Source organism: Candidatus Vagococcus giribetii (genome assembly GCF_017316185.1).
GTDB lineage: Bacteria > Bacillota > Bacilli > Lactobacillales > Vagococcaceae > Vagococcus > Vagococcus giribetii.
In genome coordinates this window covers 25,954-35,113 of record NZ_JAFLVX010000036.1, presented here as the reverse complement: position 1 = coordinate 35,113, position 9,160 = coordinate 25,954, and the positions used below count along the sequence as shown (strand labels likewise).

The 9,160-nt window shown below is 34.6% G+C and carries 9 protein-coding genes; 5 read left to right on the top strand and 4 right to left on the bottom strand.

Features of this window, described 5'->3' with window-relative positions; genetic code table 11:
- Positions 1–676, bottom strand: a 676-nt coding sequence (locus tag DOK76_RS12230) for an IS6 family transposase (protein ID WP_206968170.1), incomplete at its 3' end; no start/stop codon positions are given.
- Positions 677–724: 48 nt separating this feature from the next.
- Here DOK76_RS12230 and DOK76_RS12225 point away from each other — a divergent pair.
- Positions 725–1,615, top strand: coding sequence for a PTS transporter subunit EIIC (locus DOK76_RS12225; RefSeq protein WP_242542311.1), 891 nt, complete (start codon positions 725–727; stop codon positions 1,613–1,615).
- Between the two features lie 93 nt (positions 1,616–1,708).
- Entirely contained in the window at positions 1,709–2,527 is an 819-nt protein-coding gene (locus tag DOK76_RS12220; protein WP_242542310.1) for a carbon starvation CstA family protein, read from the top strand.
- A 63-nt stretch (positions 2,528–2,590) separates the two neighbouring features.
- Here DOK76_RS12220 and DOK76_RS12215 read toward each other — a convergent pair whose 3' ends face one another.
- A complete protein-coding gene (locus tag DOK76_RS12215) occupies positions 2,591–3,682 on the bottom strand; it encodes an NAD/NADP-dependent octopine/nopaline dehydrogenase family protein (protein ID WP_206968168.1) in 1,092 nt (363 codons plus the stop codon).
- 27 nt (positions 3,683–3,709) lie between these two features.
- Positions 3,710–5,152 (bottom strand): YfcC family protein, encoded by a 1,443-nt coding sequence (locus tag DOK76_RS12210; protein ID WP_206968166.1) that lies wholly within the window; start codon positions 5,150–5,152, stop codon positions 3,710–3,712.
- Positions 5,153–5,283: 131 nt separating this feature from the next.
- Here DOK76_RS12210 and DOK76_RS12205 point away from each other — a divergent pair, with 131 nt between their 5' ends.
- Genes DOK76_RS12205 through DOK76_RS12195 form a run of 3 tightly spaced genes read left to right on the top strand, consistent with a single transcriptional unit; the run spans position 5,284 to position 7,502 of the window.
- A complete protein-coding gene (locus tag DOK76_RS12205; protein ID WP_062532583.1) occupies positions 5,284–5,934 on the top strand; it encodes a response regulator transcription factor in 651 nt (216 codons plus the stop codon).
- A complete protein-coding gene (locus DOK76_RS12200; protein ID WP_206968164.1) occupies positions 5,931–7,220 on the top strand; it encodes a sensor histidine kinase in 1,290 nt (429 codons plus the stop codon). The genes DOK76_RS12205 and DOK76_RS12200 overlap by 4 nt, the downstream gene beginning before the upstream one ends.
- A gap of 30 nt (positions 7,221–7,250) precedes the next feature.
- Entirely contained in the window at positions 7,251–7,502 is a 252-nt protein-coding gene (locus DOK76_RS12195) for a trimeric intracellular cation channel family protein (RefSeq protein ID WP_206968162.1), read from the top strand.
- Positions 7,503–7,684: 182 nt separating this feature from the next.
- Here DOK76_RS12195 and DOK76_RS12190 read toward each other — a convergent pair whose 3' ends face one another.
- A complete protein-coding gene (locus tag DOK76_RS12190; RefSeq protein ID WP_206968160.1) occupies positions 7,685–8,998 on the bottom strand; it encodes an IS1380 family transposase in 1,314 nt (437 codons plus the stop codon).
- Positions 8,999–9,160: the final 162 nt, after the last annotated feature.

The following is a 9,160-nucleotide window of genomic DNA, read 5'->3' as shown; positions in this document are numbered from 1 at the left end:
ATGTAACACCTAATAATTGGTTCATTTCTTGAATGACTGAAAAGCCAAAGAGATTCCCGTCTCTTTGGCTAGTCTTGTATAAAGCATGTATCGTTTCAATCCCCTTAATTGTTAAAGATGCAGTCCTTATGGACTGATATAATTTGTGTCTCTTCTTTATCGGACGATGGTCTTGTTCAACAATATTATTTAAATATTTACTAGTTCGATGAGTCGTATTAGTGAATTTTCCCTCTAATTTAAGTTGATTAAATGCACTACTTAGTGAAGGAGCTTTATCAGTTACAAGAACTCTCGGTTCTCCAAATTGTTTGATTAGCCGTTTGAAAAAAGCATAAGCTGCTTGCTTATCACGACTTTTTCGTAACCAAATATCTAGCGTTAAACCTGACGAGTCAATAGCACGATACAGATAATGCCACTTTCCTTTGACTTTTATATACGTTTCGTCCATTCTCCAAGAATCATTAACAGATTTATTTCTTTTCTTCCATAAGCAGTAAATAATCTGACTGTATTCTTGTACCCAACGATAAATAGTTGTATGGCATACAGTTATTCCACGGTCACTCATAATTTCAGAAACTTCTCGATAACTCAAGTTATATCTCAAATAATAGCCAACAGCTACTATAATAATATCTTTTTTGAATTGTTTTCCTTTGAAATAAGTCATCTGAAAGCTCCTAATCTTCTTTTTCTTCTTATTTTACATTAAATTAGAATGACTGAAAAACTTTGCAACAGAACCGAAAATACAATATTCCAGTCTAACGTCTATCAGACTTTCCTAGGGCTCCCGATTATTTTACCACCTGGTGGATATCATGCAACAATTATACCGATCATCATCGCAATTTGGTTCGGAGCTAAGATAGAAAAAATAGCAAAAAAAACTATCCCTAAGTCTGTTCAAACATTTTTCGTACCATTTGCTGTACTATTAATTGCTATTCCAATTTCTATACTAATTATTGGTCCAGCCGCTTCATGGTCATCAGACTTGGTTGGAGCCCTATTTAAATATTTATACGAATTGAATACAATTCTTTTTGGTGTATTAATTGGAGGACTTTGGCAGCTACTTGTTATGTTTGGTTTACATTGGGGACTGATTCCAATTGCTATATTACAAGTTGTTGAACAAGGATACTCTCCTATATTTGGTGCTAGTGATGTTGCTTGGGCGGGAGTTATGGGTGTATTGTTGGCTGTATTTTTTAAAGCAAAAGATACACAAACTAAAGAAATTACCTTACCTGCTACACTTTCATCTTTCTTTGGTATTACTGAGCCTGGAGTATATGGTACTTTACTGCCTCAGAAGCATTTATTTATCATTGCATTAATTGCAAGTGGGATTGGCGGGGGCTATTCAGGTTATTTTGATGTTGTTCCATATCGTATGGGTGGGCTTGGTATTTTCAGTCTAGCAAGTTATATACCTGATAGCGGAGAAATTACCATGAATGTATGGCATCGACTCATATCTTATATTCTAACATTCATCATTGCTTTCATCATTACTCTAGTCTATGAGCAGCGTAGAGAATTGAAAGCTGAAAAAAATATTCGCCCAGTGGAAGATGGAACAAGAACAAGTGGAAATGGTTGAATCATTAGCTCATGATTTAGAAAAACCCCTCTTTCTATTATAAGAGGATATTTCGAGGCAATACTAGAATCTAATATTGATGACAATGAAAAATTGCATAGATACTTAACAGTTATAAAAGTACCCGGTTTATTCTTTACTATTTCTTGTGGTGCCTTATCTGGTTTCCATGCCACCCAATCACCGATTATTTCACGGACACTTAAAAATGAGTCTGAAGGACGTTGGGTCTTTTACGGAGCGATGATTACTGAGGGTATCATTGCTATGCTTTGGGCTGCTGCTGCCATTGCTTTGTTTGATGGCCAAACATTGAGCCAAATTATTTCGGAAGGAACCGCTTCTGCTGCAGTCAGTGAAATTACCTTTACTTTATTAGGAACTATTGGTGGTACAATCGGAATTTTAGGCGTCACCGTTCTTCCGATTACTTCTGGAGATACTGCTTTTAGAAGTTTACGAATGGTTATTGCCGATTATATTAAATTAACCCAAGCAAAATTATCAAACCGTTTTATGATTACGATTCCTATTTTTGCAATCAGTATCGCTCTTATGTTTATTGACTTTAATATTCTATGGCGTTACTTTACATGGGCAAATCAAGTAACTGCCGTTATTGCGCTCTTTGTTAGCACTGCCTATCTCTTTTTAAAGAGTCGCAATTACTTCTTTACGCTCATTCCAGGAACATTTATGCTGTATTTAGTTATTTTATATCTTCTAACAGAGCCTATTGGATTTAATTTACCAATGACTATTTCCTACTACATCAGTGCAGCTCTTGCCTTAGGAATCTTACTGCTATTCTTCCGACATGTTCGATTATTGAAATCAGGATTAACCTCGGAAAGTGCTTTAATCAATGATCAATTATCGATTCGAGAAATTTACCCTGAATCAATTCTTTAAATTATTTGAATAAAACAAAAAAATAGAGGCTCTCTCACTTGAAAATGAGAGAGCCTCTATTTTTTACGTATTCGATTTCTGAGAAATTAACCCCATTTTTTCTAATGTTCTACCTGTTTCAAAGTAATTTTCATCGTTATAAGCAGAAGCGATATGAATACACGATTCGACAATAGGTACTTTTATTCCTTTTGCTTTTGCTAGTTCATAGCATGGAACTAATAAATAAGGAACATCTTCTGTAATATAGCGGTGTTTAGAAGAAGCTGGCGCACTGTCAATTTTAACATGAGTAGTAGATGCACGGTTAAACTCATAAACGGTATCATAGTTACTGTCATAAAGGGCATTCATAGCTTCTAGTTCGGTACGCAAATCATAGCCCCAACTTGCACCTACCGCTAGACGCTCCTTGTCCATCTTGGCTGCGGCGTTCGCTGTAGCGGTACTACAGCAATCACGATAATAGTTGAATTTTCCATCGAAGTTTTCTAGAATCCCCATATTTAAGGTTGTAAGTAAAGGGTGCCCACCGAAATTTATATTTTCCAAACCAGCCTGAATCGGATCATCTAAAAACTCTACTGGAATAGGAAAAACGTTTTGTATGTCCGCTTGTAAGTCAGACGTACTTAATTCTTGAGGAAAAATACTCATCGGTAAAAATGTTTTAATACCCATAATAGATATGACACCGGGAGATACAATTCTACAAGCCCATGGAATACTGATAGCATCTATAAAAACCATATTAAGGTCCGACTTATCACTATCGTTTACCATTTTTTGTAAGACCATCCCCCCATAATTCCCAGGCATAATTATTAACTTATGTTCTGAAGTCAAATATGGTAGCATATCTTTAAATAGAATTTCTTGTGCAAATGAAGGGCATATCATCACTAAGATGCTAGAAAATTCTAGGGCTTCTTTTATATTAGTTGTGGCTTTTGTAATTTTTTCAGTTCCTGAAAACATCATACTTTCGCCGTGATGCTCAGCTAGAGCAGTAATACCGCCATTAGCATTGATAGCGTCTATTTGCGTAGCAAAATCAGCATGATCGTAGATACAAACAGAGTGGCCTTCTTTTGAAAAATGATAAGCAGCCGTCATACCACCGTTACCAGCACCTATTACCGTAATATTTTTCATTATTAAATTCCTCCACATCATTATTTTTTATAAAATATAAAGAGATAAAATTAAGACAGCTAAATTTGTTATTAAAATAGTAAAAATTGGCATTCTCATAAAACGGATCCACGTTGCATATTCAATTTTATTCATTTCTAAACCACCCATTAATATACCAGAGGTGGGGCTGACCAAATTGATGACCCCATGCGTAGAAGCAAAGATCATAATCATAATTTCTGGTGCGATTCCCATTTCATAAGCTAACCCACCCATAATCGGCATTGTCACATATGCAAGCCCAGAAGAAGATGGAATTAAAAACGCTAAAAAGAAATAAACAATGAAACTGCCTATAATAAATAAAATAGGTGATAAACCACCTAGCAGCATTGTAGCTCGATCTAGAATGAGTAAATCTAAATGAGTAGATGCCATTAGTACCGAAGTTCCTCTTGCTACTACGATAATTAAAACAACGGATAACATATCACTTGCCCCAGCAACGAATGCTGAAATGGTTTCTCTTTCTTTCAATCTATAGACAAAAGCAATTACAAGTCCCATAATTAAAAAGAGCATGGATAAATCTCCAAAATACCATTCTCCAAAACTATTACCTGTTAAAACAGCTGTCCAACCATTAAAAATAGTTATTCCAAAGTTTTGCCAGGGTATTAAAGAGACAATCATAATTAAGAATGAAAGACCGAACAATATTAAGACGATTTTATGTTTTTTTGTAAAAGAAAATTCTTGTGAAGATTTTTTTCTAAATTCTAGATTCATATCTTCTTGCTCTTGTAGTGAGAGAATAGTAGACCCTTTATCTGCCTTTACTCTTTTCGCGTAGCTCATAACAAAATATAAAAAAGGTAACAACGTCACTAACCATAACACAATCCCAATTCCGATAACAATGCCAGCATTGGTTTCAATATTAATGGCTGTCAGTGCATCCATAGCCACACCTGTCGCAAATGGATTAACAGTTGAACCTAATACACCCGCTCCGGAGCCTAATAACACAGTCCCAACTGATACAATCGTATCAAAACCCGCCACAACCATTACAGAAGTCAATAAGGCATAAAACGGAAGTGTTTCTTCAGCCATTCCAAAAGTAGAACCACCTATAGAAAACAAAATCATTAAAATAGGAATAATAATCAATTCATTCCCTTTTAATTTTTTAACGACAGACTGAATACCTGCTTCTAGTGCACCAGTCTTATTCACAATACTTAAGTAACCCCCTAGCATTAAAATAAAAATACAGATTTCAATCGCATCTTTAAAACCGTTGAAAGGTGCCATAACAATTGTTGAAAGGCTTGCTGGGATAACTTTTGCAACTGTGTCCGTTGTCGTTAAAAGTGCGGGATCAAATGGTTGACCTGCTAAAACAATTGAAATTAAAGCAAGTAAAAGTAAGATAATAAATAGAATACTAAATGATGACAGGGATATTTTTTTCTTTTTTTCCACTGAATGTCCTCCTTAAGTAGATAGTTTGATTGCGCTTACATTTATAGTATAAAGTAACTCTGTATCATAAAAATGATACAATTGTATAGAATTGAGTCAATTGTATAGAAATATATCAAGGAGGGAAAACAATGCATATTTTATTAGTAGAAGACGATAAAGAAATAACCAATCTTCTTTATTTTTATCTCACGCGCCATGGTTGGAAAGTAACCAGTTGTGAAACGTACCAAGAAGCGATAAAAAAATTAGATTCTTCCATGTCCATTTGTGTACTGGATTTAATGCTTCCCGATGGAGACGGTTTAGATTTGCTAGCTGAAATAAAAAACCAGTATCCGAACATGGCTAGTATCATAATATCTGCTAAGACCTCTAGTTTAGATCGCGTCAGAGGATTTGAAGTGGGAACCGATGATTATATTACAAAACCTTTCTTACCTGAAGAATTAATATACCGTATTTCAAAACTGACCCATTTGAAGACTAGTGCCGAAGTCGTAAAAATCCAAGATTACACGATTAATCAAGTTCAAAGAAGTGTATATGATCATAATGATGAAAAAATACCCTTGAGTACAAAAGAATTAGACACCTTACTTTATTTTATAAAGAATAAAGGAATTGCCCTGTCACGCGAACAAATTATCGCTAAAATTTGGGAAAATGATTCTTTTGTAAATGACCGAATCATCGATAACCAAATAAAAAACTTACGAAAAAAAATGCCACGCTTAGCAATTGATACGCTTTATGGTTATGGCTATCGGATGAACGGATGAAAAAAGGATCTTGGTTAACAAATAAGTCGTTAGTTATTCTTATTTCTCTTTTTACCTTAACCTTTATCGTTGGATTAGGTATCTTATATGGGTGGTCCTATTATTATTTTGGGACAATCTTTGAAGACCGTGTCATTAATGAGTATACCTATCAAAAAAAGCAAGACATCGGAGTAAACAATGAATGGATTGTAGGCGTTACAACGGACAATATCGACGTTGTAGAGGCGATTCATGGAGAGAAAGTCAAAAAAATCGTTGAAGACTTAAAAAAGGGACAAAATGAAAATAAACAAATCTACCGAGAAAATATTGATGATAAACAATTATTAGTTATGATTGAATTAGATACAAAAAACGGCGAGCAAATTTATGAATACTCTATTATACGGGATTTGTACATGGAAATTTTGCCACGAATCGGGTTAATCTTTTTTGTATTTTTAATTGTCATTTTCTTGTTAGCATTCCTACTCTTCAAACAACTCAGTAATCTACTCTACAGAAACATTTCCTTAGTCAAGCAACATGCTGAAATGATCTCTACAGATAAGGCCACATCAGAAGAAATTAAAATTACAACAAAAGACAGTGATATTCAGTCTTTAATTGCCTCTTTTAATTTTATGAAGAAACGTTTAATCGAAAAAGACGAGCGAAACCAAGCTATGATTGGTTTTGTTTCACATGAACTCAAAACACCGACTATGATTATCAAGGGTTATACAAATGCTGCTAGGGATGGTTTATACCCCAAAGGTACTTTAGAAGATTCTTTAGTGGTTATTAATGAACAAGTAAAGAGAATAGAAGATAAAACAACTGAATTATTACGCTTTTCAGAATATATATTAGAGAGGAATAAAGAGGAAAAGCCTGAAACGGTTAACTTGACAGATACAATTAAACGAACAATCGATATATTTAGACCCATGAGTAACAAAAAGATTCAGTTTGAAGCTAGGGATTCTATTTACTTTGAAGGGTACCCTGCTCTTTTAACTATATTATTTGAAAATCTTATCCAAAATCAACTCAATTATTCAAATGAGTATATAGCAATCGAACTCTTTAAAGATGAACCGCATATTTGTATCCGTTTTAAAAATGATGGTCAAATTGTTTCGTTAGCAGATTATCCTGATATCTTTCAACCCTTTTCGACAAGAAATCCTTCAGGAAGTGGTTTAGGTTTAGAAATAGCTCAAGAAATAGTAAGATTACATGGTGGTAAAATTTCACTTGTTAGTGACGAGAAAGCAACTATTTTTGAGATTCTTTTTTAACTTAAAAAATAGTAAGATTGGAGATATGGAATGGATACATGGGATATTTTTGCAATAATTGGTACTGTTTCTTTTGCGCTCCAAGGTGGATTAATTGCCATGGAGAAAAAATATGATTTATTTGCGGTTTATTTATTTGGTCTTTTGACTTCTTTTGGCGGTGGCGCTTTGCAACACGTTCTAATTGGAGGTTCAGATTATCAGTTATGGAATCAAGAAAGGCTTTTTCTTGTTGCAATGATTTCTATTACGGTTGTTATTCTTTTTCCTAAACCTGAATAATTCATACTTATGCAAAAATAACCCGTAACTCTAAATTTCTAAGAAATTTTGTATTTTTCGTGATAATTTAGAAACTACGAGAGTTAAAATTTCTAACTGTTCGATAAATAACCGCGCTTCAGCGCAATTTAGATACACTCATCCCTTGGAAGAAAACCACAATTTTTAAAATTAAAATGTGTTCACCAAGCAAGCTGCTGTATCCTTCCTAGGACTTGGTAGAATAAATCTTGATGTACATGATGCGAACTGAGCTTCAGTAACAGCCGACGTCCTGTTCGAACAAGTTTACCTGCGACCTTGAAGAGCTTTAATTGAATAGTATTTATCTGCATACTGGTAGTTTCATGTGTGAAGCAGAGTGTACGCATAAAATTAACGATGTTATAAGCCAGAAGGCTTATCATCATACGAGCGTGATTTTCTAAAAAGGAAGGGCTATCAGTCTTATCAAAATAAAAGCCATTTTTTGCTTCTTTAATAAAGTTTTCCATTGTTCCACGTTTGCAGTAAATCTGAAAGACAGTTTCCGCAGAGGTATTCTCTGAATAGTTAGTGATAATATACTCGTGTCTAAATAAAAGTTCATCGGCTTCTCGTGTTGATTTAATACAGACACGGCGTTTTTTCGACCAACTTTTTGCTTGATAAAATGTTGAAGAATAAATAATTTCTTTCTTATGCCAAGGATAGTTATCATCGATTTGAATAAAACTTTCCGCAAGTTTTGAGAGATTGCGGTTTGCTTTTAATCGAATCACAAAGAAACTATCATAGGTTTCACAGAGATCGTAGACTTCCGGTGTGGCGAATCCGCTATCGCCACGTACAAGAATGTTGCTAACGGGAACTACTTGATTATAATGCTCAAAAAGAGGCTCCATAAAAGCCCCAACACCAGTAGAAGTGTAAACACTGCCCGAACGAAGTTCTGCTTTTAAGAAATCTCCAGTCAAGCCATCAAATGCGACCAATGGGTGGTATCCATTGGTTTGATAATGAGCATTGTAATCTGTTCTTTCTTGTTTTCCATAAGTGTCTGAATGAGTTGAATCCAAATCGAAAATCATTTCTGTTACATTTCTCGCCAATCGTACTTTGTCAATCATGGCCTGGTTAAGGTCTTGTAACTGAGAAATATTTTCTTCACTGATGCGATCCCAAAATCGGGAAAGTGAAGATTGTGAAGCAAGCCTAGACTTATCCAAAATCTCCTTAAAAATAGGATCTTGTTGCAGTAGATTCGCAGAGGAATCGGTTGAATAGCCCGCAATATTTTGATAAATCAATTGCTTCATCAAAGATAAATTATTATGAGTATGATAGAGTCGGTTATCTTCAATCTTTAAGAACCGTCTAGAAAGTTCAGAGAAACTAAGCGACTCCATAAATTCTTTAACAAGAATTAGGCCAGAGTCAGTGGATAAATTTCCACCAGTATTTGAAATTGTCAATTTAGAGTTGAATTGCATCTTTTTTTCCTGTAATGTAATCATTGAAAGAACCCCTTTCTATGGTCTTTTTGTCGTAACTTAACCATATCAGATAGGGGCTCTTTTTGTACACCCAAAGGGTGATTATCGAACAAGCCCACAACGCTATTGTAACAAGGCTACTTGGAATTTATTGGAACTATATGAATTATTCAGGTTTAAATA

Coding starts and splice junctions, on each gene's coding strand:
- DOK76_RS12225 (WP_242542311.1), top strand. CDS start 725: ATGACTGAAAAACTTTGCAACAGAACCGAAAATACAATATTCCAGTCT.
- DOK76_RS12215 (WP_206968168.1), bottom strand. CDS start 3,682: ATGAAAAATATTACGGTAATAGGTGCTGGTAACGGTGGTATGACGGCT.
- DOK76_RS12205 (WP_062532583.1), top strand. CDS start 5,284: ATGCATATTTTATTAGTAGAAGACGATAAAGAAATAACCAATCTTCTT.
- DOK76_RS12200 (WP_206968164.1), top strand. CDS start 5,931: ATGAAAAAAGGATCTTGGTTAACAAATAAGTCGTTAGTTATTCTTATT.
- DOK76_RS12195 (WP_206968162.1), top strand. CDS start 7,251: ATGGATACATGGGATATTTTTGCAATAATTGGTACTGTTTCTTTTGCG.
- DOK76_RS12190 (WP_206968160.1), bottom strand. CDS start 8,998: ATGATTACATTACAGGAAAAAAAGATGCAATTCAACTCTAAATTGACA.